We start from the raw sequence: 20658 nt of genomic DNA on the forward strand, positions 1-20658 counted from the left end.
TGTTACACCTCGCTTTCTATCAAATTGTAGGCATATTCCGCCTGCTTGTATGGATCTTCATATTTTTGCACCAGAGGTTTTGCTTTGAACTTTACAGGGTAATCCCTTTCCGGTTCATCTTTAGGCTCCCATATCCTTCCGAGCTTTTCTGCTCGTTTTCGTTTTTCCACCCCAGCCTTTTTAAATGTCTCCTCATCAATAATTGGAGGGTAGAATTCATCGCCAAGGTATTGCTTGTTCTGCAACATCTTTCCTGCAGTGGCATGATAGCAGTCTATCCCAGCTTTTTTAGCAGCACCCTTCAAAGAAAGTCCTGCCAAGTATCCTGAAAATAATTCTTTTACTTGTTCTGCTGCTATATCATCTACAACAGCCTTTCCATCTTCAATTCTATATCCATAGGGTGTGTGACCCATCTAATTCACCAACCTTTCCCTCAATGTGATTCCACATTTTAATTCAAAACCGACTTCCTCCCGTGAAAAGACAATAATCCTCTCTACGTAATCTTCAAACAACTCATCCTCATAAGCTGTGAGCATTTTGGACTTAGTGGCAAACTTAAGCAGACGGTCAACCTCATCTACCTTTGCAATATTGCCATTGACGGAACGAGTAAGTTGATCCTTTTCGGCAAGAAACCTTTCTCTTTCTGCCTCCAGTGCATTCTTTTCTTTATTAAACAGAGCAGGTTCCAGATACCCTTTGGCCATTAAACCTGTCAGTACCTGGCTCTGCTCCATGTTGTTTACAATTTTAGTTTCCAACTCTTCAATTCTACGAAAACTCGCTGCATTGTTCTGGTTACGTAACCCCTGCAAAAGTGGTCTTAATATGAACTTCTGACCAAATATGAGTTTATTCATCATCGTAACAAATGCAGTCTTTATATCTTCATCTCGAATGAACTGCATAGAACATTCCGTTATATTGCTTATATGCTTACTGCAGCACCAAGCAATGTATTTTCTTGGACCGGATGAATGAATCCGTCTTTTAAAGGTACTGCCACATTCCGAGCAGATAATTTTGCCAGAGAAAGAATATCGGTTTAGATATTTACTGTTGCGCTTTTCGATGCCTTTTTCCTTTGCCCTTTGATTGAGAATGGCATCTACAGCTTCAAAATCTTCATGGCTGATAATTGCTTCATGGTGGTTTTCTACTAGATACATATTTTCCTCACCATAATTGGTGTGCCTGTTAAAATGGCTGTCAGTATAAGTCTTTTGCAAAATAGCATCCCCAGTATATTTCTCATTTTTTAATATCCCTCGAATTGTAGTAGCAGTCCAACGAGCACCTCTTTTAGGGGGGATGCCCTTTTGATTAAGATCATCTGCAATTTTCTGTGTACCTTTGCCCGATAATACTTCTGCGAAAATATACTTCACGATTTCTGCCTGCTCAGGGTTTACCACCATTTGACCATCAATGTTGTCATAACCATATGGTGGGTATGAAATCTTAAAAGTACCGTTTTGAAATCTCCTTTGTATTGCCCATTTGTTGTTTTCCGAAATGGAAATGGACTCGCTTTCTGCAAGTCCACTTAATATAGAAAGCATCAACTCACTTTCCACTGACTGGGTATTGATATTCTCTTTCTCGAAATAGATGTAAATACCCAGATCCAACAGCTTACGAACCATCTCTAAACAATCCGTTGTGTTTCTTGCAAACCTACTAATGGACTTTGTAATAATTAAGTCAATCTTCTTGTTTTCGCAATCTGATAGCATTCTAAGAAGTTCTGACCGGTTTTCTTTTTTGGTCCCACTGATCCCCTCATCATAATACAAGCCAACATATTCCCATTCTGGGTTTGCCTTTATGTAAGTCTCATAATGGGATTTTTGTGCTTCTAGGCTCACTAACTGTTCATCACTGTCCGTAGAAACACGACAATAAGCAGCTACTCGTAATTTTGGCTTGATAATTGATGTACCCTTATTCCCGTCTATTTTTGTTATCTTTTTCATCGACTCACCTCCTTTTTGGTAGGTCACATATTACCTCTGAACGCCCAGTATATCAAGGAATATCGGGCATTATCTGTGCTAACATAGGTGAGAAAGTTTCACGGTTTAATGCGTCTATCTTGTGGAATTCTATTTCAGTTATTAAGCCTTTTTCGAGCATCTTTCTCAGCAATTTTTCTGCCTGGATATAATCAAACTCACGTTGTAGCTGTTCCTGAGATACTCTCTTTGATTCGATGCTTTTGTCTATAACCTTATCTGAAATCTTTGTAACTTTTTTATCCTCGTGCTGATTCACTAGGAATCACCTCCTACCTAATAGCCGTGGGAACAGGTCGAAGTTGAGGATTTGTAGAATTTAATTAAATCAAGGCATAAAAAAAGAGCCTGCAAGGGAAGAACCCCCACAGGCTAGATAAATTAATAGTTTAATACTTTATTTTAGAGACTTTGTGAAAATCAAGCAACACCGTTTTTAACTTGCCCTTTTGATTAATCATACTTAATAAATGCATCCGTAAAGCCTGCTTTTTTAGCTTTGGCAAGCTGTGCCTCAGCATTTGCTTTAACAGAATAAGCACCGATCTGCACACGGTAATATTTCTTATTCACCGTGTCTGCTGGTTTATTTTCGGCACTTAATAGTTTCTTTACATCCGCTCGAAAGGTGTCCATACTCTTCCCATGCTTAGGAAACCAGTGCATCACGTCTGCATGATTACTGGCAATGCCTCGTTTATAACCTTCGCTATGACAAATGATATCTCTTTCACTAAACCCATAAAGTTTGCAAAGATATACACAAAGCTCCACAGCTTCCTTATAAACAGCAGAAAAATACGAGGCATCGGTCAAACCGTCCTCGCAAATTTCAAAACCAATATGGGAATTATTAGCAGCTCCTCCAGCATGCCAACCTCGGTGATTCCAAGGCAATGTTTGATAGGTAGCAATGGAACCATCTGCTAATTTGCCAATAAAGGCATGAACACAAACTTGACGCCCTCCAGGTTTGTCTTGATTCCAATGGTTGTTATACTGGTTCTTTCCTAGCAAGCCATCGTCTGGGCCAACGTAGCGCTTCAACCACGGGTTGTTAGCTCCCGTTGAGTGAATCATGATACCCTTCGGTGTTATTGTTTTGCCCGCTTTATAGCAGGCATTGTTCGTAAGTAATAGTTTGCGTAGATTCATTTATAGTCCTCCTTGTCGCTTCTGTTGTGAAGCTGCTCTAATATATCCTTGAGTTTCTGTGGCACAGGCAGACCAACATGAACAGCATTTTCAAGTATGGATATGCCTTCATTTGAAAGATAAAAAAAGATGACCGCTGTTCGTATAACAGAGCCATCTCCAATAACGTTTTTATCAATAATGTGACCGATTGCTACCAGTGAAAAGATGAGTACTTTCTTGAATATGCCGCGAAAGCCTACCTCACTGGATAGCTTTTTATCAAGCACAGCACACATTAAACCTGTGATGTAATCAATCACAACAAAAGTAAGTAAAGCATATAAAAATCCGTCCCATCCTCCGAGGAAATACCCAAGCCAACCACCAATAGCGGCAAATGTCACTTGAATCCAGTTCCAAATCTCTCTCATTGTCTTAACCTCCTATCATTTTGATTGCATAAAAAAACGCCAGCCGAAATAGGCAAGCGTATACTTGTATAGGTTATTCTTCCTTTATATTTGTTTTGGCAAGGCTTCCCATAGCCGCATATCTTCCTGTCCCAATGACCAGATAGCAATACCCCGTAAGTCCCAGCGATAGGCCGCTTCGTTTGACCAGTAGACCAGCGAATCCACATCTTGATAGTACAAAATTGAAAAGCCATCTGCATCACCGAGAAACAGCCGAGATATCCAGACGTTGATGTCCCTTGGTATAACCTTCGCTGTATAATCTGCATTGCATGGTATCTGCAAGAGATTACTGTGATAAAAGTCATAATCCATGGAAATATCCTCACTTCTGGTGGAGGATTCCTCTACATCAGCTGTAAGAGTAAATACATGAAACCTATTATCCCAAGTTACACCACTCCTAGCAATCCTGCCATACTGCATGAGTGATCCGTCTGGCATGGTGACATCAAAGGCTTCATAAGGCTCATAAGTCCATGCATCGCCCAAGCGGAGAAGTTCACACTTGATTTGCCCATCGGATTGAATACCGCAATAACCACCCGTACTTGAGATGTTTGCAGTAAAGCGAAGCGTGTTTGAATTCCCAGAGTAGACACGCACCCTATTGCCACGCTTTCTCATTTCGATAAGATACATATTCGGATTGGTGCGAATGTCGGCATCCGGAGTTTTAGAGTAACTTGCTGCATAACTGCCAAGTAAAGTAGAGCCTTGGTAGAGCTCCACTTGTTGGGTGTCAATGTTGATACAGCAAAACACATTCCCACAAAACACTCCTGCTCTTCCGCTACTACCCATAGGAAAGGCAATTCTTGCACGGATATGCACATCACTAAAGCTATCGTATTTCCAAGCAAGCTGACCGCTTCCTTCAAGCTGGGAATATGGGCGGTTGCCATTGTCATCGGGATTTTGCCATACACTCCAACTCCCCGATAACATCTGCCAGTAGCTTTCCGGCAGGATGATGGGATCTCTAAAATCTTCATACCAAGCTAACGCTGAATCCGGCTTACGGCGCAAAACCTCTGTAGTAAGCTTAAACCCTTTGTCGGGAACAGCCATGTTACCATCTATGTCTTTGAAGCTTCGTGGAGATAAACAGAAAGTTGCCTCTCCAGCAGAGGGATATTCGCTAAAATTAGAACAAACCCGGAAACCATAGAATTGCGTACCGACTACACCGCCTTCAATCTTAATGCTATGTGTTCCTGCCAGAAGATTTACATTAGTGGCAAGTTCTGCCCAGAAAGTTTTTCTCCAGTATGGCCACCACAGACGATTCTCTGAGTAGCTAACCACTGTACCGTCAAGTGCAATTGTGATACCGTTCTTATCCCAGAACGGAAAGCAAAGCTGTACAACTACATCATAAGTACCTGATTGGGCAATGGTAAAGTTATACTCCGATTTGCCTTCACTTGACGAAAGAGTGATCATTCCATTACCAACCACAACACCATCCGTGTAGCTGTCAGGTTCACCATTTCGATTAACATAGATAGTTCCAAACTCCGACTTTTGTGTTTTCCCGTAACAAGTTAGATATTTTCGGCGGTTATATGTTTCATCAATAATAGGAGGTTCTCGTGATACTGCGTCCCAACCTTCCATATAATCGTAGACATGTGGCAGTGCCCATGGTACTTTATCGTGATCATCCCAGTAAGCAATAATTGGGATAAATGGTTGCGGAGGCTGGTCGTTCGTAAAATTATACACCCCAGTCATCCAGTTCTTAGCTGCGTAGTAGGTGTTTGATGTACCGCGATAAGCCTTACCTAGGTTGGACGGGTAATCGTAAATCTGCCAATTCCAACCGTAACCAGGTAAACCCATATATACTTTTTGTGGTGACATAGCTGTAACCGCATAGTTATAAATACCCTCAAGCCAACTCCTTGGTGATACTGGGCCTGGAGCTGAACCTGCCCATGCCATGCCATAACTCATGATTGCTGCCGTGTCACAATAATCGTTAAGGTCGGCATAAACACACCAATTTTCTCCACCAACTGAACCTTGCACACCCGTCATTCCAGGTAAGCAGATATTGACTAGTTTTGATGAATCGTAGTTTTTAACAGTCGTGTATATATCAGCGAATAGAGCATTTGCGGCAGTACGGTTCTCAAATCCACCACCGCGCTCTAAATCGATATCTACACCTGCACACCAAGGGTATTTGTTCATAATACGCACTATTTCTGAGAGGAATTTTGACTTTGCACCGCCCTCGTTATTTCGCAGAGCCGTAAAGATACTCTCTGTTCCATGGTTCATAATGGTAAGTAACCATTTGATATGTGGCCACTTTATACGATATGGAGTAAGGGAAGAAACGCTGGTACCTGTTTCCGTTATCGTGCCTGTGATGTCTACCTCAAAAGTGAAAATACCAACAGTATCTAAGCGGTCACCGTAATCGTTCAAAGCTTGATACATCCGGGCATTGCCCATGAAGGACCATACCATACAGCGTTTACCCTTAATATAATCTTTCATGGACGCAGATCCCCTTTCAGCATTTCTTTGTATTCGAAATATACCCTAGCAGATTTTCTGTCTTGTAGCTTCACTTGGTGCTTGCTGTCAGTAGCAGCTGTGTATTGATAGAATCCATGTTTCGGTGTGGGATAGCCGTTTCGCAAACACTCTCTTGTTGAAGCTTTAAGTGCAAATTCGTCGCCTGCATAAGCCTCCGAATCAAACCTTACCTTATGTGAACCCATACCTTGCGAAAGCTGAATGCTTCCTGCTTCCATTGCTTGTAGCGGGTAGATATAGCAGTCTAGCCCGTTTGAAGTTTCACCAAGATTAAAGATAATGATTGTGTCGCCACTACGCACTACACCATTGTGGAAACGTACCGGATTAGGCGAATACTTTAGGAATGCTTCCGTATGAGGGGTATATCCCGTCAGCTTATCACCCTCCTGCAGTTGAAGGTCGGTGAAATAAATCGAACCCGTACAGTTGGTAATAAGGGGACGCACAGTGATACTTACTACACGCTTTTCTGATTTTACTTTTATAACTTCCGCAAAACGTATAAAATTGCTTTCCTGCATAGCCATCACCTACCCGTCGTTCGTCCACTTGATTTCGCATACATGACCGACCCAACCAGTGGCAATAGAACCTGCCTGCAGCATAAGGTCAGTGAAATATACTTCTCCTGTGCAGTTTGAAACTACCAACCGAATGGTGATAGAGCGAAGTGTTTCATACCCTTTAGGTGTTGCATCACGAGCAATTTGTTGAAATACAGCCAAGTCAATCACCATCCTTCCTTAATATAGGTCAATAAATCTCGTTTCAGTAGTTCCGTCCTCAAACTCAAACACTACTTCGATACCCACTTGTCCATCTGGGCCTTTTTGGAGGTTATCTGAGCCTATTTGTGCTGATATGGTGTAGTTACGGCGGGATGCAGGATATACTGTTTGAGCCATACTTTTTGTAGCAGTTGCAGAGCCTACCGCTTTAAAGGAAGCTGTACCGGTCACACCTTTTTCAGTGTCCACCTCAAAACCTGAATTCTGCCAGTAAGCGAAGCCATCGTCTGCTCTACTATTACGCAGGTGGTTGAACGGCACCATATCTTTGATTTCCTGCCCAATGAGGTTGCTTTGGTCAAGCTGATCAGCGAGGATGCCAGAGGACGTATCCCCAAGTTCACGAAGTTTTGATGATAATTCAAGTACAGTTTTCCACGGCTCCTGAAGATTATATTGTCTGCGAACAACCCTTGTTTTGATAGTAAGATTTAAATCTCTATCATCCACCGTCACAATGTCGCCAAGTGACCACCTTTCATGCTCATAACCTGTCAGCACAGACAAATCCATCGCTGATAGCACATAGGAAACACGAGGCTTTGAGTACTCTGCAAGTCGCATATTCGTAAACTCAAGCATTTGATAAGGATTTGTGAAATTCGAAAGATCGAGTGTTGAAACCCGTACCTCATTGGAATATTCATAGTTATCCACATACTCCTTGCCACCATTGATAGTGGCAAATGTCATGCCATCTTTACCATAGGCATACAGCCTTGTCACCAGAGAGCGGGTATCAACAACCCTCTTGATACTTGTAAGGTTTTTCTTATAGGCAAATAATGCACCGCTATCACTACCACTAAATCTCAGTAAACTCACAAGACGGTTTCGACTATCAAATACCAAGTCCCCACCGTGAATCTGTTGCGTCATTCGGAGTATGGCCAATGCATTCTTCTCTTGACATTGCCATGTCCGCTTGGTAGTGACATCAACTACACCAAGAGACCATCCTGTACCTTCCAACGCATAACTCATCGGAGCAGATGGTAAATCGGCATTAAATTCTCTCGGCTGTTTTTCAGCTGAAAAGGTCAAATCATAAAATGCTGCTTCCGCATATACGGTGGTCAGAACACCCGTTCCATCTGCTCCTTTTTCATCTGTCAGCGTCCTTATGCGATAAATGTCATGTGCCACCTGAACTTGTTTTTCATTATCTAAATGTACACGCTTGCTGTCATTCCATGGGAGTTTGAATTCCAAAGTATCTGCGCCGTTAATCTCTCCCGTTACGATGATGTCATATGCATTTTCAAGTACCGCTTCCCATGCACCATTTTCGTCCAGCACGACAGGCCTGGCAAAACCCAGTTTCTCATATGGAGCTTTCGGTATGTCGTGAAGTGTGATATCCAATAGTTTCGGGGTAACCAAGGGATCAGTAGTTGAAAGTGTAATTCTATAGCGAATAAAATTACGGTTTGGAGATACTAGTTCACCGTTGGAACCTACCACCTGCCACGCCGACCAATCCTGCAAATCATCTGATGTAGCAGTTTCTATAGAAGAAATTGAAGTCACACCTGCAGTATATTCCGAAGTTACAGACACTCGACCACTACCTGCAAGAGAACATTCCGCAGCTATAGTCGTAAGCTGCCCACCTTCAGGATATCTGTTGTTAGTATCCTTGAGGAGTGTTACCACACCAGGTTCTGTTATAGCATCAACCGCACCACTGGTATCACCGCCGTTGGCAAGTATTGACTGCTTGAAATGTCGTTCTAAATCCTCAATTGTAAGCTGTGAATTTACTTCGATGAACCAATCATCAAATCCACCTGCATAATAATACTGATTTGCATGCATTCCAATCACAATATCGGCTGTGCAAGATGGGTTTAATGTTCCCGTGAATGTCCGTTTAGGCGCAATCCAGACTGTACCGTCTGTTCGGTTACAAAGAATAAACTGCGATGTCTTGGTATTCACTTCAATAATTGCTGCAATAAAGTACCACCCACCATTAACCATGTTAAAACTTGGTGTTTCACTCTGGTCGAGAATCAGTGAACCAGAAGAGTTATATAACATCATTCGAGGTCTGCCCTGGTACAGGGACAAGTATAGAATAGGTTGACCCGGGCCTTGTCTTGTATTAAACAGCGGAATAAAGGTCTGTCCCACAGAGTAGGTAGTTGGGTTTATCCATCCACCTACTGCGATTTTATCGCCTAGATTGGAGAAAAATGTACCATCATTCTTTGCAATCAAGTAAGTTTTCTCTGATGTCGGATTAATAATATTCTGACGAAAAAATCGTCCATAGCGACCATTTGGGAGACTTGCCGATGTGCCAGACCATCCCGATATAGCGACGTGCCGACCGTGACCACTCGCATCGACAAGTTTAACATCGGAGTCAGGTCCAGACTCATTGAATCGCCAAAGGGCAAGGGTATTCTCACTTACAGGAAACTCACCCGTAAAGTCAGTTTGTGATGTCAATATTGATTTAATTGCCATTTGCATCACCTCCATCGGCTTTTTGCTTGTATTTTAAGCTCCGTAAAATCCGCACCTACAGGAGTAATCGTCACAGTATTGTTGCCCTTACGAAGTACAGGGAAATTGAGTTCTTGCATAAGCGGTAGACCGTTACGGAGTGTTTCGCCGCTAGTATCAACGACCTTTGCTGTGACCTTTCCTGTATCAATTATTAATGTTTCACCATCATACAAAGGACCAATAACACGAATTTCTTCATTGTTAGTCTGAATGGAAACATATGTGTTTGTTCCTGATGGAATTATTCCTTTTATCAAGTACACAGGTTCGGAGTCGGCATTGCCTTTAAGCCTTGTAACGGTATTTTCTCCCTCGGCTGTTATGGTATAGGTTTCATCCGTTAAAGCGTAGGCATGGGGATCTGGGCAAACAAATTTCAAATCAAATGCACCGGCTGAAAGAATGAGTCTGTCACAGTCTACAGTTTCTGACAGACGGGCAGTGAAATAACGGTCAGGTACATCGTCCAACACAAGTTGTTGCACCCCACGTTCAGGATTTAGCCAATCAGCAAGGCTATCCATAACAGATACCAGTTTAGAAAATTTATATTGTGGGTAGACATTGCAATGAACTGTGATTATTTTCTCTGCAATATCGCTACCAAAGTCAGCTACACCAGGCTTGCCAGGTATCGTTACAAAGGAGTTTCGCAATGAGGGTGATGCTTGCCAGTTTGTCAGCCTAGCCTTGATATTCATTGATTGCGATGATATGCCGTTAAATGTGAACCCCATTTTCATCCTCCTTCCTTAAGCGGGATTGAAGCGTCCTTGCGCCCTCGAGCCGGTTTCCATCAAGTTGTACAGTTCCTGTGAAATCCTGCGGATATCGTCCTCGGATCGAACTATCATCTGCTGTATGGTGATAAGCGAACCACCAAAACCCCCAGTACCGACTGACCCATTGACAGAACTGCTAAGGTTTATACCTGGTGTGTCAAAGTCTGTGGGGATAGCATTTTGCATATCCTCACCAACCTGCGCCATCGTCTTCTCAAAGCCTTGCCCAAGCCCCTGTGCCATATTGTCACCAAGTCCTGCAAAAAGTGCAGAAGGTGAGCGAATGCCAAAGAAGTTTTTGATTTTATCCACCACACCACCGAAGAAACCGGATATTTTCCCCCAGAGCCATGCACCCGCATCAGAGATTCCCTGCCATAGACCCTTAATAAGATTGCCACCAACGTGAGCCATCTGCCCAATTGAACCCGTAAAACCCTTAACTAAAGCTGTGATTATCTGTGGGACAGCTTTGACAACCTCTACGATAATAGTAGGTAGGTTTTTAATCAGTGATACTAAAAGTTGTATACCCGCCTGAATTATCTGCGGGATACTGCCAATAATTGCATTGACAAGCGAGGTAATAATCTTAGGTATCGCTGCCACCACAATAGTAATGATGATTGGTAAATTTTGAATTAAGGCAATCAACAGATTCACCCCGGCATCAATTATTTGGGGGATTGAGCCAAGTATCGCCGTAACTAAACCATCAATTATCTGTGGGATTGCAGCAACTATTGCTGCAATGATTTCCGGCAATGCTTCAACTAGTGACACCAAAAGCTGTATACCTGCATCGATAATCTGCGGAATGGCGCCAATGATAAAGTCAACTAAAGCGGTAATGATGGCGGGTAATGCGGCAATTAACTGCGGAATAGCGGCAATTAGACCTTGGGCAAGCCCCATAATAAGCTGAAAGGCTGCCTCCAGTATCATTGGCAAGTTGTCAGTTAATCCTTGTACAATCTGTGTTACTGCAAGAACCGTTGCTGGTATGAGTTGTGGTAAAGCCAAACCGATGCCTTCTACAAGTGCAGTGACCAGTTCCACTGCAGCATTAATCAGGAGTGGAAGATTATCGATCAATGCCCCAACAATCGTCATTACAGCTTCAACAGTAGCCGGAATAAGTTCTGGTAAAAGATTCAGAATTGCCTCCAGTACTTGAGAAAACAGTTCTGTTACAGTGCCAAGAAGCATAGGAAGCAAGTCGCCTACCGCTGATAATATCGCACCTGTTGCCGTAGGTAAGGCGGCTACAATATTCTCTAAAACTGGGACAATATTAGCAACAACCGATTGGAATGCATCTACAAGATTCTGTGTCAAATTCGTCATATCTGCATCGGCATTGCCAAGTCCTGCTGTAAACGAGCCGAGTGCGGCTTGGAGTAGACCCAGCGAACCTGTGACGGTTTCTGTTGATTCACGGGCAAAGTTGCCTGCATACTGCTCTGTGTTCTCAAAGAACATCTGCATGGCTACTTCAGCTTTTTCCGCTTGTGTTGCGGTGTTCCAAGTGAAATCCAGCCCTTTTGCAAGTGCGTAGGCTTCGATATTGGTAGCGTTCATAGCAACACCCAGATTATCCATCATATCAAAGTTACCCTTTGCCGCACCTGTGACCGCCTCCAGTGCAGAGGACATATCAATACCCATAACAGATGCCATATCCGCCGCTCGTTGCATAGCCTTTTCAGTTAGCTCAAGACTTCTCTGTTGCTGTATACCAGAGCCTTGGAACAATGCGCCCATTTTGTTTGCCGTAGCAAGATACTCACTTTGGGAAACACCGAGATTTTTGTAAGCCTCTTCACCAGTTTTTTGAATGGATGCGGCATATTGACCGAATACCGCCTCAGAGCCACCGAGATTCTGTTCTAACTCTCCGAACTGAGCAACTACCTCTTTGCCTAGCTTTATAGCAGCGGCTCCTGCTGCAACAGCAACTGTACCCATCGCCACACCGATGCCTTTAAGGACACCGCCTAGCTTCTCAAACTTGCTACCGGCCTCATCTGCACTATTCCCTGTATCCTCAAGTTCCTCTCCAAGATCATCTGCTTCATCAGCTGCATCTCCTAGCTCTCGTTCCATATCGTTGAGTTGGGCTTTTGCATTATTCAGCTGAATAGCCCAATTTTGTGTACGCCTGTCATTCTCGCCAAAGCTCTCAGAAGCATTTTTTAGAGCAGCTTCTAACGTAGAGATTTTATCCTTCTGTGCCTCAATAGCCTTGTTCAGAACTTCGTTTCGAGCGGTTATCGCCTGAACACTTTTATCATTTTTATCAAATTCCGAGGATACGAGTTTCATCTCACTACCTAGAACCTTAAAGGACTGATTGATATCACGAAGGGCGTTCTTAAATTCTTTTTCTCCCTCAATGCCAATCTTTAAGCCAAAATTATCAGCCATATGTTAACGCCCTCCTTTCTAATTCAATCCTTCGGGGATTATGTCCTCAATGAAGAGTTCTCGCTTCCGGTTAGCAAGCCCCAAGAACTGGCGATGACAATCCCACAAGTCCATGAGAAGCCCTAATGGTGTGAGCCACGTTTCTTCCTCAGTACGGTTCAGATGAACTGTTCCGTAATAAAGAAGCCGAGTAAACAATTCATCATCGCTTACTCGGCCTTGATGTTTTTTGGGTGATCTTCACTTTCAATATTTCTCTTTGTGCCTTTAAACATGGCTTCTGTAATGGCACTTTTATAAGTTGCGAGTTCTAGTGGTGAGGTGAGCAGTTCCACCTCATCCTCAGTCAACACATCCTTTGGGGCTTCTTTATTTTTCAGGTTGTAAATGAGAATGGATTGGTTTGCCAAGAGAGTAATAAGCCATATTATCTCATCCAAAGCCATCTCAAAGTTTTCAGATTTCAGCAGTTTCTCGCCCAGATTCTCCAAACCACCATAGCGTCGGGCAATTTCTTTGGTAGCCTTGGTCGTGAGGATAAGCTCATGTTCCTGTCCGCCAATATTAATCATTGCACTTCTTTCGTTATCCATCCTTATTCACCTCCACCAGAAACAGCAAAAACAGGTTCATAGACTTCCGTGTACCAACCACTGATAGTAGCTGGTAAAACTCCTTCATCATCTGCATTGACCTCCGCTTTCCACGGATGATTGCCGTTTCCATCTAATTTATTTCTGCGCGATACAGTTCCCTCAATGGTTGGCGTGGAAAAAGTGATAGAATCTCCCTTTGTAGCTAGATTGGTGGAGGGAACACCAAACTTTACCCTGTATAGCCAGAAATAGCGGTATTGCCCATTTGCCTTTTTTGCTCGAAAGCCGATAGCAACAGGGCTACCTCCATCCTCACTAGCGGAAATAAGTACCCCATTATCATCCGTAGTTGCTCCTGTAAGACTCTCAGCTGCTTTACGTCCAATGTCATCCACACCAAGGGAGAGTGTTCCGTTTCTGAATTCTTTTATAATCTCTGCCGCTCCGTCATCAGCGTAAAGGGTGGCCTCCGCAAGCTCAATGGATAGCTCTGCAGAGATGGCCTTTGCCAACATAACGGGCGTACCATATGTTTCGTCTCCACTTTCGTCCTCTGTGATGGGAGCATAATAGAGACGGTCAAGTCCAATCGTTGCCATAATCAAACCTCCTGTAATTCATATTCTTTTGCCACATCAATGGCATAATGATGGTAGTCCGTGTCATCCTCATGTCCAATATAACGACGGTCCGTCACGGTAAAGTCTGCATCCAGGAACGCACGGACAAGCTGATTCTTTCGTACTTGATAGTTATTTTTGCTAAATAACGATAGCCGTGCTTCCTGTATCTCAAACTGTGGACGATTGTCTGCGTGAACATCAAAGGTATCCGCAAGAGGTGTGATAACAACATACTCATCAGGGGCTTTGTCCTTGAACACACCAGTTTCCACAAGAATACCTAAACCATCCACAATTCTATTTAGTTCCAATAAAATACTCATAGGCTGTTAATCTCCTCATCCAGTTTGGCAGTCATTGCCTCCACACACTGCTTTCTTGATTTAGATTTTGCAGGTTTTAGAAATGGCTTTGCTGGCTGCCCATGCTTACCATATTCAATGATATTAGCAATCTTGGCATTGCTACCACCATCGCTTCTGGGTTCTGAAAATCCAACCTTGACATTGTAATTACCTTTACGGTCTTGTTTTGCTGAAGTAACACCAAGGGAGGATACAAGTTCTCCCGTGGATTTGGACGGGTATTTTGTTCCCTTTCCAACGACAGAGCGTAGGTTATCCTTAACTTTCGCAAGCACCACTTCGCCACCAACTTCCAGCACCTTGGGGATAATAACATCGGTTTGCTCAGCCAATTTGGATACCTTAAGAAGAAAGTCCTCGGGCATTCTTACATCCACTTTAGCCATTCGATGCCACCACCTTTTTTGCTAAAACCTCAATATACATTCCTCGGCCTTTTACATCTTCTACACTAGTAATCTCATACCGTCCATCGCTATCTACAATGACCATTTTTGTGGTCACATGGATATCGGGAATCTTGCGAAAACAAAACAGAGCGGTTGCTTCAGAAAATACCGCCCTGTTTGCCCATTTCTCATTACCATGCCGTTCTTCCTTATATGCACGAACCGAAGCAACAATAGTGTCACTGGTTGTACCAAACCCCTCGCTATCCTTATTGTTTTCAACTGAAACGATATCGATGAAGGTGTTCATCTTTCCAAAACTCATGCTAAACACCCCACTCTCGGTCAAGCCGTAAAAGCAAGTTCACTGTGTTCCATACTTGTTGCCCCGCCTGTACACTATCAGCAAAGAAACCGGCCGTCGAGCCGTCCCTACTTTCATAGAAATGGCTCGACAACATAATCACTGCTTGTTCTGTTGTTGGAGGCATGGCATGGGTTTCATAATAGTCTTCTGAAACGTGTTGATAGCTCTGTGCATATGAGACTGCAGCAGTGATATATCCAATAAGGAGGGAATCATCTTGATCATGCGTTAAAATTAAGTTCGCTTTAACTTTTGGCAAAAGATTATCTGCCACTGCCATACCACCAACCTCCTTTACGTTCCACCTTAGTCAGACTCCATAAGCCCCGCCGCTTTTAGTTTGGCAAGCAGAGCATTAAAGTCCGTAACTAAACCAGTAACATCGGTGGCTATACTGTCTGCCTGATTTTCAAGAACAGGAAGTCCCGTAACCGAGGCCCCCTCTTTAATTTCTAAAACACCACCGATAACAGTTTTTTCTCCGCCTTGTTCAGTATAATTCTTCGCGTTATAACTCATAATGCACCTCCGTTAGGCTTTCTGTTGGAGTACCTTAACGGCCTCCGGTAAGATAAGCTTTCCGTCAACTCGTTGAGTCGCAATAAATCCTACTTGACCTGTGACAGCATAGAGTTCATTTAAGCGTTTGAATACTCGTCCTTGACGGTCTGCCACCCAGTAATAACTAAAATCACCGAATACCACAGTCTTTGCACCAGCTTCAGCAGTAGGTACATATGATGAGGTATACAGCGGGCGGTTAAGAATCGTATCAGGTGTTCCCGCTTGGATGGAAGGTTGCCATAGGTATTGCCCATTACCGTCTTTCAATTTACGAATAGCCTTTATAGTGGCATCGTTCATTACGAATACTGCCTTATTACGATACGGTGCTTTTAAGCTGTAGAATAAATCTAATACCTCATCCAAAGTGATGGCAGTGGCACTTGCCGCAGTAACACCAACTTGACCGCCGCCTGTGGCATTTAAAATCCCTGTTGGCTTACCTGTTCCATCACCTACAAAGAAGGCTTCCTCCTCCTTGTTACCAATGCGACGGGCAAATTCTCTTGTGATGTAGCTTTCGAGATTAAACACGGAATCGTTTAGTAGCTCCTCAGAGACTTTAATCATCGTTGCTAGTTTATAAGCACCAATCGATACTTGACCGAAGCTGTCATCACTTTCTGGGATAGCTCCTTCTTCATCTATCCAGCTTGCTGTACCTTTGCTTGCAACAACAGGAATCTTACGGTCACCAGAAGATGTAGTGATTACATTAGCCAATCTACGGAAAATATTTTCTTCCTCTAGAGCTTCTACTAGAGTACGTTCAAACTCATCTGGCACAAGGAATCCGCCTTCAGAATCAGTGCCAATCTTTAGAGCGTTTCTTACTTCATAGCTAACATTGTCACGCATTGCATTCCAGAAAGCTCTTTTGTATTCAGCACTTGCACGACCGGTCTTTTCCTCTCCAGTTCTAGTAGGTTCATTGGTAATTGGGTTACTGGTCGCTTTCGACAGTTCCAAGTCGATAGATGCTTGGCGTTCCAAACGTTCAATTTCCTTACCAAGAGCCATCACATCGGCTTCCATTTTTTCATAGGTTGTCGTGTCCTCGGCGGATAACAGTCCATCACCACCACGTTTTGAATCAAGGAATGCCTTTGCTGCGTCCCAAGCTTTAGCGCGTTTCTCACGCAATTCAAGAATTTTACTCATTGTTATTTCCTCCTTTAAATTAGTGCAAAATTAAAGAAAGCCGCTTATCCAGCGACTCGATGGGTGTACCTGTTTTCTGTTTTGGTTGTTTTGGTAGTTTGCTAATAAGCGAGTTAGTAACCGCCATTCTGCTAAAGATAAGACTATCCGTCAAATCCGGTGTTTCACTTTCCATGAACATGATCTTGTCTGCAAAACCAAGTTCAATGGCTTTATTTGCATTCATCCATGATTCTGCATCCATCAGATGGGAGAGTTTTGTTCGGGAAAGACCCGTTTTTAACTCATAGGCATTAATAATACTTTCCTTAACCTCATCTAATAGTGCTTTTGCTCGTAGCATTTCCTCACTGTCACCGATAGCAATAGTTGATGGGTTATGAATCATAAGCATGGAAACCGGGGACATATATACATCTCCACCTGCCATTGCAATAACGGATGCCGCACTTGCCGCAAGTCCATCAATCTTTACAGTGACTTTTCCGGTATACTCCATCAGCATGTTATAAATCTGGGCTGCTGCGAACACATCACCGCCAGGGGAATTAATCCACACCGTAATATCGCCGGTGCCTGCCAGCAATTCATCTTTAAAAATCTTAGGTGTAACCTCATCCCCCCACCACGTTTCTTCGGATATCACTCCATTTAAATAGAGGGTACGTTCTTCATCAGAATCTCGCACCCAGTTCCAAAACTTCCTCATTTACTGACCTCCTTCGGTTTTGGCAAACGCACCTGCGTCAGCCAGTTTTGTCATATTTCCGTTAACCAGATATAAATCGCCACCTTCCTCAGCTGGTATTCTGTTCATGTCCTCCAGTTCACGGATATCGTTGGCTGACATCCAGCCATTTTGACGACCTGTAGCGTAGCCATTCATACGACTTTGGTAATCACCACGAAGCAGACCGTCCAAATTGAACTTGATAAACAGTGAAGTTTTCTCAGAAGGCAAAATAAGCGATTGCTGGAGACTTTGTTCCCATCGCACCACCCACGGATCAAGGGTGTATTTTACAAACTCCAACGATTGCTGCTCAATATTGGAGAAACTAGACTTCTCAAGATCACCCACCATATGGGGCGGTACTCGGAAAATCCTCGCAATCTCATTAATTTGGAATTTCCGTGTTTCAAGAAATTGCGCTTGTTCCGGCGGGATACCAATGGCTTGAAACTTCATGCCTTCTTCCAACACAGCAATTTTGTGAGCGTTGCCTGTGCCTTGGTAGGCGCTATTCCAACTATCCTTGACCCTCTGTATATCTTTGATTACTCCTGGGTGTTCCAGCACACCTCCGGGATTAGCACCATTGGCAAAGAATGCCGCACCGTACTCTTCAGTAGCAAGTGACATACCGATTGCATTTTTCGCCATAGCGATAGGGCTATAACCAATGAGTCCATCAAAACCTAAGCCAGGAATGTGAAGAACTTCATCTTTACGGAGTGTGACATAGCCGCCTTTTGGGTTTAGGCCACTTTCATCCGTATCACGGTAATAGGTATAGACCAGCTCACCATTTGTTGCTCGACTAACCTCCATCTTGTTGGGGAGTAGGGGATAAAGCGCCACTGCCTGCCCACGACCGTTTCTGACCACCTGTGCATAGGCATTTCCCCAAAGCAAAAGCTGACTCATCAGTGTTTCTCGAAACACAAATGAAGTCATCTCTGGATTTGGTTCATCATGAAGAAGGTAATACAGCGGGTGAAAAGGAATCTTTTCTTTACCTCCATCAGAACGATATCTAAATACATGGAGTGGCAATCCTGCAATCGCTTCAGCTAGTATCCTTACGCAGGCATACACTGCTGTTGCTTGCATTGCAGTACGCTCGTTCACTGTTTTGCCAGATGACGTACCACCAAACAGGAAGGAAAATGCACTACCCACACGGTTTTGCGGTTTGTCCCTTGACCGAAACAGTCCTTTTATTAGATTCATAGGCGTCACCTCCGAATATAAACATTGTTGTTAACCATTAAGGTTTAAAAGACAATCAAACCTCTCTCGTCATACACCGAATCCCCACTATTACCTGAGCCACAACGGATAGCACGATCAAGTGCCATGATGGTCGCTACCGCACCATCTATCTTTTCTGTACTTTTTTCCTTATCCGGTTTCACGTTACCTGCCGGATCAGTTTTTATAAAGATGTTGTCCATCATCCACCGAAGCACTGGATGCCCACCGTGTGCTATTCTTTCTTCTAATGTCAATTTCATCAGTTCTTTGGTTGATGGTGACATATCTTTAAAGCCTTGACCGAAAGGAACGACAGTAAAGCCTAATCCTTCAAGGTTCTGAACCATTTGAACAGCTCCCCAACGGTCAAACGCAATTTCTCGAATGTTATACTTTTCGCCCAGTTCTTCAATAAACCGCTCAATGTAGCCGTAATGCACTACATTGCCTTCTGTGGTTAGAATATACCCTTGCTTCTCCCAAAGATCGTATTGCACATGGTCTCTTCGGACTCGGAGGTCAATGTTGTCCTCTGGCATCCAAAAATACGGAAGAACAATGTATTTATCTGTTTCATCCTCTGGTGGGAACACCAACACAAAGGCTGTAATGTCTGTTGTAGAAGATAGGTCAAGACCCCCATAACATACCCGCCCTTCAAGACTTTCTGGTATAACTGGAAATGCACAGGCATCCCACTTTGCCATTGGCATCCAACGGACAGACTGTTTAACCCACTGATTCAATCTTAACTGCCTGAAGCTGTTCTCTTCAGCAGGGTTTTGCTTTGCACTTTCACAAGCTGCCCTTACCTTGTCAATTCCCACCGTAATTCCTAAGCTTGGATTTGCTTTCTTCCACACTTTTGGATCTGTCCAATCATCCTCTTCTTTAGCACCATAGATTACGGGGTAAAAGGTAGGATCGTATTTTCTGCCCTCAATAATATCAACCGCTTTTTGGTGTGTTTCGTAGCAGATACTTTGAGTATCCGTTCCCGCTGTGGTGATAAGAAAATACAGCGGTTGGGTCCTTGCATCCCCAGATCCCTTCGTCATAACATCAAATAGTTTCCGGTTTGGCTGAGTATGAAGTTCATCGAAAACAACACCATGTATATTGAAGCCGTGTTTGGAGTAGGCTTCAGCCGACAATACCTGATAGAAGCTGTTGGTCGGCAGGTACACCAATCGCTTAGTTGAAGCCAGCAACTTTACTCGTTTATTCAGTGCCGGACACATCCGCACCATATCGGCTGCTACTTCAAATACAATTGATGCCTGCTGGCGATCGGCGGCACAACCATACACCTCCGCCCGTTCTTCACCATCACCGCAAGTGAGGAGAAGTGCAATTGCTGCGGCAAGCTCGCTTTTTCCCATCTTTTTAGGTATCTCTACATAAGCAGTATTAAACTGCCGATATCCATCTGGCTTTAAAATTCCAAATAAATCACGGATTATTTGCTCCTGCCAATCGATAAGTTCAAAAGGCTTACCTGCCCATAAACCTTTCGTATGGGAGAGTGCTTCGATAAAAGCTACAGCGTAATCAGCAGCATCCTTATCGTAATATGACCCATCAGCTATAAAGGCGGTCGGCTTATATTTCTTCAGTTTCCGCATAAACACCGCCCCTTTTATGAAAAAGGACAAAAGAAAAGAGCCTCAATCCTATAGATGAAGCCCTTCTCCTTATCCTAGTTAAATTTTATTTACTTCTTTTCATCCACTTCCCCCGTCAGTATGAAATGAGCATATTCCGTTTTATGGTCTATTAAATAGACTACCAATTCATAAAACCCTCGTTCATTTGCTTCATACTGGACTCGGTTTGCATCAAACATATTTGTGACTCCACTTTCTCGGATGGAAAGGATTTGTTCTTTGATTATCTCATTCATTTATTACCTCC

22 protein-coding genes are annotated in these 20658 nt (G+C 43.3%); all 22 read right to left on the reverse strand.

Going from position 1 to position 20658, the window contains the following annotated elements:
- Positions 1 to 2: 2 nt before the first annotated feature.
- Complete coding sequence (locus tag H9661_RS06695) at positions 3 to 416, reverse strand: serine integrase family protein (protein ID WP_067424350.1); 414 nt, start codon at positions 414 to 416, stop codon at positions 3 to 5.
- Positions 417 to 1982 (reverse strand): recombinase family protein, encoded by a 1566-nt coding sequence (locus H9661_RS06700; RefSeq protein ID WP_058258317.1) that lies wholly within the window; start codon positions 1980 to 1982, stop codon positions 417 to 419.
- Positions 1983 to 2034: 52 nt separating this feature from the next.
- Positions 2035 to 2280, reverse strand: coding sequence for an SHOCT domain-containing protein (locus H9661_RS06705; RefSeq protein WP_191767986.1), 246 nt, complete (start codon positions 2278 to 2280; stop codon positions 2035 to 2037).
- Positions 2281 to 2474: 194 nt separating this feature from the next.
- Complete coding sequence (locus H9661_RS06710; RefSeq protein WP_015926183.1) at positions 2475 to 3176, reverse strand: N-acetylmuramoyl-L-alanine amidase; 702 nt, start codon at positions 3174 to 3176, stop codon at positions 2475 to 2477.
- Positions 3173 to 3589 carry a phage holin family protein gene (locus tag H9661_RS06715; protein ID WP_015926184.1) on the reverse strand — a complete coding sequence of 139 codons (417 nt, stop codon included), beginning with the start codon at positions 3587 to 3589 and terminating at the stop codon, positions 3173 to 3175. Before H9661_RS06715 ends, H9661_RS06710 begins: the two co-directional genes overlap by 4 nt.
- 84 nt (positions 3590 to 3673) lie before the next feature.
- On the reverse strand, positions 3674 to 6142 hold the full coding sequence (locus tag H9661_RS06720) for a glycosyl hydrolase family 18 protein (RefSeq protein WP_015926185.1): 2469 nt from the start codon (positions 6140 to 6142) through the stop codon (positions 3674 to 3676).
- On the reverse strand, positions 6139 to 6708 hold the full coding sequence (locus H9661_RS06725) for a hypothetical protein (protein WP_015926186.1): 570 nt from the start codon (positions 6706 to 6708) through the stop codon (positions 6139 to 6141). The genes H9661_RS06720 and H9661_RS06725 overlap by 4 nt, the downstream gene beginning before the upstream one ends.
- 222 nt (positions 6709 to 6930) lie before the next feature.
- Positions 6931 to 9450, reverse strand: coding sequence for a phage tail spike protein (locus H9661_RS06730; RefSeq protein WP_163200638.1), 2520 nt, complete (start codon positions 9448 to 9450; stop codon positions 6931 to 6933).
- A 5-nt stretch (positions 9451 to 9455) separates the two neighbouring features.
- Positions 9456 to 10229, reverse strand: coding sequence for a distal tail protein Dit (locus tag H9661_RS06735; RefSeq protein WP_015926189.1), 774 nt, complete (start codon positions 10227 to 10229; stop codon positions 9456 to 9458).
- Between the two features lie 15 nt (positions 10230 to 10244).
- The gene (locus H9661_RS06740) at positions 10245 to 12701 is read right to left on the reverse strand and encodes a phage tail protein (protein ID WP_015926190.1); all 2457 of its coding nucleotides are present in this window, start codon (positions 12699 to 12701) and stop codon (positions 10245 to 10247) included.
- Positions 12702 to 12910: 209 nt separating this feature from the next.
- Positions 12911 to 13294, reverse strand: coding sequence for a hypothetical protein (locus H9661_RS06745; RefSeq protein ID WP_015926192.1), 384 nt, complete (start codon positions 13292 to 13294; stop codon positions 12911 to 12913).
- A gap of 2 nt (positions 13295 to 13296) precedes the next feature.
- A complete protein-coding gene (locus tag H9661_RS06750) occupies positions 13297 to 13896 on the reverse strand; it encodes a major tail protein (protein ID WP_015926193.1) in 600 nt (199 codons plus the stop codon).
- A gap of 2 nt (positions 13897 to 13898) precedes the next feature.
- On the reverse strand, positions 13899 to 14243 hold the full coding sequence (locus H9661_RS06755) for a hypothetical protein (RefSeq protein ID WP_015926194.1): 345 nt from the start codon (positions 14241 to 14243) through the stop codon (positions 13899 to 13901).
- The gene (locus H9661_RS06760) at positions 14240 to 14671 is read right to left on the reverse strand and encodes an HK97-gp10 family putative phage morphogenesis protein (protein ID WP_015926195.1); all 432 of its coding nucleotides are present in this window, start codon (positions 14669 to 14671) and stop codon (positions 14240 to 14242) included. The genes H9661_RS06755 and H9661_RS06760 overlap by 4 nt, the downstream gene beginning before the upstream one ends.
- Entirely contained in the window at positions 14664 to 14999 is a 336-nt protein-coding gene (locus H9661_RS06765; protein WP_041706780.1) for a phage head closure protein, read from the reverse strand. The genes H9661_RS06760 and H9661_RS06765 overlap by 8 nt, the downstream gene beginning before the upstream one ends.
- 1 nt (position 15000) lies before the next feature.
- The gene (locus H9661_RS06770; protein ID WP_163200639.1) at positions 15001 to 15321 is read right to left on the reverse strand and encodes a head-tail connector protein; all 321 of its coding nucleotides are present in this window, start codon (positions 15319 to 15321) and stop codon (positions 15001 to 15003) included.
- 26 nt (positions 15322 to 15347) lie between these two features.
- Positions 15348 to 15560: a head fiber protein gene (locus tag H9661_RS06775; RefSeq protein ID WP_015926198.1), complete on the reverse strand. Its 213-nt coding sequence runs from the start codon at positions 15558 to 15560 to the stop codon at positions 15348 to 15350.
- A gap of 12 nt (positions 15561 to 15572) precedes the next feature.
- Complete coding sequence (locus H9661_RS06780; RefSeq protein ID WP_163200640.1) at positions 15573 to 16766, reverse strand: phage major capsid protein; 1194 nt, start codon at positions 16764 to 16766, stop codon at positions 15573 to 15575.
- A gap of 19 nt (positions 16767 to 16785) precedes the next feature.
- Positions 16786 to 17475 (reverse strand): head maturation protease, ClpP-related, encoded by a 690-nt coding sequence (locus tag H9661_RS06785; protein ID WP_015926200.1) that lies wholly within the window; start codon positions 17473 to 17475, stop codon positions 16786 to 16788.
- On the reverse strand, positions 17476 to 18720 hold the full coding sequence (locus H9661_RS06790) for a phage portal protein (RefSeq protein ID WP_191767987.1): 1245 nt from the start codon (positions 18718 to 18720) through the stop codon (positions 17476 to 17478).
- A gap of 44 nt (positions 18721 to 18764) precedes the next feature.
- On the reverse strand, positions 18765 to 20369 hold the full coding sequence (locus H9661_RS06795) for a terminase large subunit (RefSeq protein ID WP_147716704.1): 1605 nt from the start codon (positions 20367 to 20369) through the stop codon (positions 18765 to 18767).
- An 89-nt stretch (positions 20370 to 20458) separates the two neighbouring features.
- Positions 20459 to 20647 (reverse strand): DUF5049 domain-containing protein, encoded by a 189-nt coding sequence (locus tag H9661_RS06800; RefSeq protein ID WP_015926203.1) that lies wholly within the window; start codon positions 20645 to 20647, stop codon positions 20459 to 20461.
- Positions 20648 to 20658 lie beyond the last annotated feature (11 nt).

Origin of the sequence: Clostridium cibarium, assembly GCF_014836335.1 — a bacterium.
Taxonomy (GTDB): Bacteria; Bacillota; Clostridia; order Clostridiales; family Clostridiaceae; genus Clostridium; species Clostridium cibarium.

What these genes read in the sequence shown, in the direction of transcription:
- H9661_RS06775 (WP_015926198.1), bottom strand. Translation starts at nt 15,560, where the DNA reads ATGAGTTATAACGCGAAGAATTATACTGAACAAGGCGGAGAAAAAACT.
- H9661_RS06780 (WP_163200640.1), bottom strand. Translation starts at nt 16,766, where the DNA reads ATGAGTAAAATTCTTGAATTGCGTGAGAAACGCGCTAAAGCTTGGGAC.
- H9661_RS06730 (WP_163200638.1), bottom strand. Translation starts at nt 9,450, where the DNA reads ATGGCAATTAAATCAATATTGACATCACAAACTGACTTTACGGGTGAG.
- H9661_RS06700 (WP_058258317.1), bottom strand. Translation starts at nt 1,982, where the DNA reads ATGAAAAAGATAACAAAAATAGACGGGAATAAGGGTACATCAATTATC.
- H9661_RS06735 (WP_015926189.1), bottom strand. Translation starts at nt 10,229, where the DNA reads ATGGGGTTCACATTTAACGGCATATCATCGCAATCAATGAATATCAAG.
- H9661_RS06800 (WP_015926203.1), bottom strand. Translation starts at nt 20,647, where the DNA reads ATGAATGAGATAATCAAAGAACAAATCCTTTCCATCCGAGAAAGTGGA.
- H9661_RS06725 (WP_015926186.1), bottom strand. Translation starts at nt 6,708, where the DNA reads ATGCAGGAAAGCAATTTTATACGTTTTGCGGAAGTTATAAAAGTAAAA.
- H9661_RS06795 (WP_147716704.1), bottom strand. Translation starts at nt 20,369, where the DNA reads ATGCGGAAACTGAAGAAATATAAGCCGACCGCCTTTATAGCTGATGGG.
- H9661_RS06740 (WP_015926190.1), bottom strand. Translation starts at nt 12,701, where the DNA reads ATGGCTGATAATTTTGGCTTAAAGATTGGCATTGAGGGAGAAAAAGAA.
- H9661_RS06720 (WP_015926185.1), bottom strand. Translation starts at nt 6,142, where the DNA reads ATGAAAGATTATATTAAGGGTAAACGCTGTATGGTATGGTCCTTCATG.
- H9661_RS06790 (WP_191767987.1), bottom strand. Translation starts at nt 18,720, where the DNA reads ATGAATCTAATAAAAGGACTGTTTCGGTCAAGGGACAAACCGCAAAAC.
- H9661_RS06745 (WP_015926192.1), bottom strand. Translation starts at nt 13,294, where the DNA reads ATGGATAACGAAAGAAGTGCAATGATTAATATTGGCGGACAGGAACAT.
- H9661_RS06750 (WP_015926193.1), bottom strand. Translation starts at nt 13,896, where the DNA reads ATGGCAACGATTGGACTTGACCGTCTCTATTATGCTCCCATCACAGAG.
- H9661_RS06770 (WP_163200639.1), bottom strand. Translation starts at nt 15,321, where the DNA reads ATGGCAGTGGCAGATAATCTTTTGCCAAAAGTTAAAGCGAACTTAATT.
- H9661_RS06760 (WP_015926195.1), bottom strand. Translation starts at nt 14,671, where the DNA reads ATGGCTAAAGTGGATGTAAGAATGCCCGAGGACTTTCTTCTTAAGGTA.
- H9661_RS06715 (WP_015926184.1), bottom strand. Translation starts at nt 3,589, where the DNA reads ATGAGAGAGATTTGGAACTGGATTCAAGTGACATTTGCCGCTATTGGT.
- H9661_RS06785 (WP_015926200.1), bottom strand. Translation starts at nt 17,475, where the DNA reads ATGAGGAAGTTTTGGAACTGGGTGCGAGATTCTGATGAAGAACGTACC.
- H9661_RS06765 (WP_041706780.1), bottom strand. Translation starts at nt 14,999, where the DNA reads ATGAGTTTTGGAAAGATGAACACCTTCATCGATATCGTTTCAGTTGAA.
- H9661_RS06710 (WP_015926183.1), bottom strand. Translation starts at nt 3,176, where the DNA reads ATGAATCTACGCAAACTATTACTTACGAACAATGCCTGCTATAAAGCG.
- H9661_RS06695 (WP_067424350.1), bottom strand. Translation starts at nt 416, where the DNA reads ATGGGTCACACACCCTATGGATATAGAATTGAAGATGGAAAGGCTGTT.
- H9661_RS06755 (WP_015926194.1), bottom strand. Translation starts at nt 14,243, where the DNA reads ATGAGTATTTTATTGGAACTAAATAGAATTGTGGATGGTTTAGGTATT.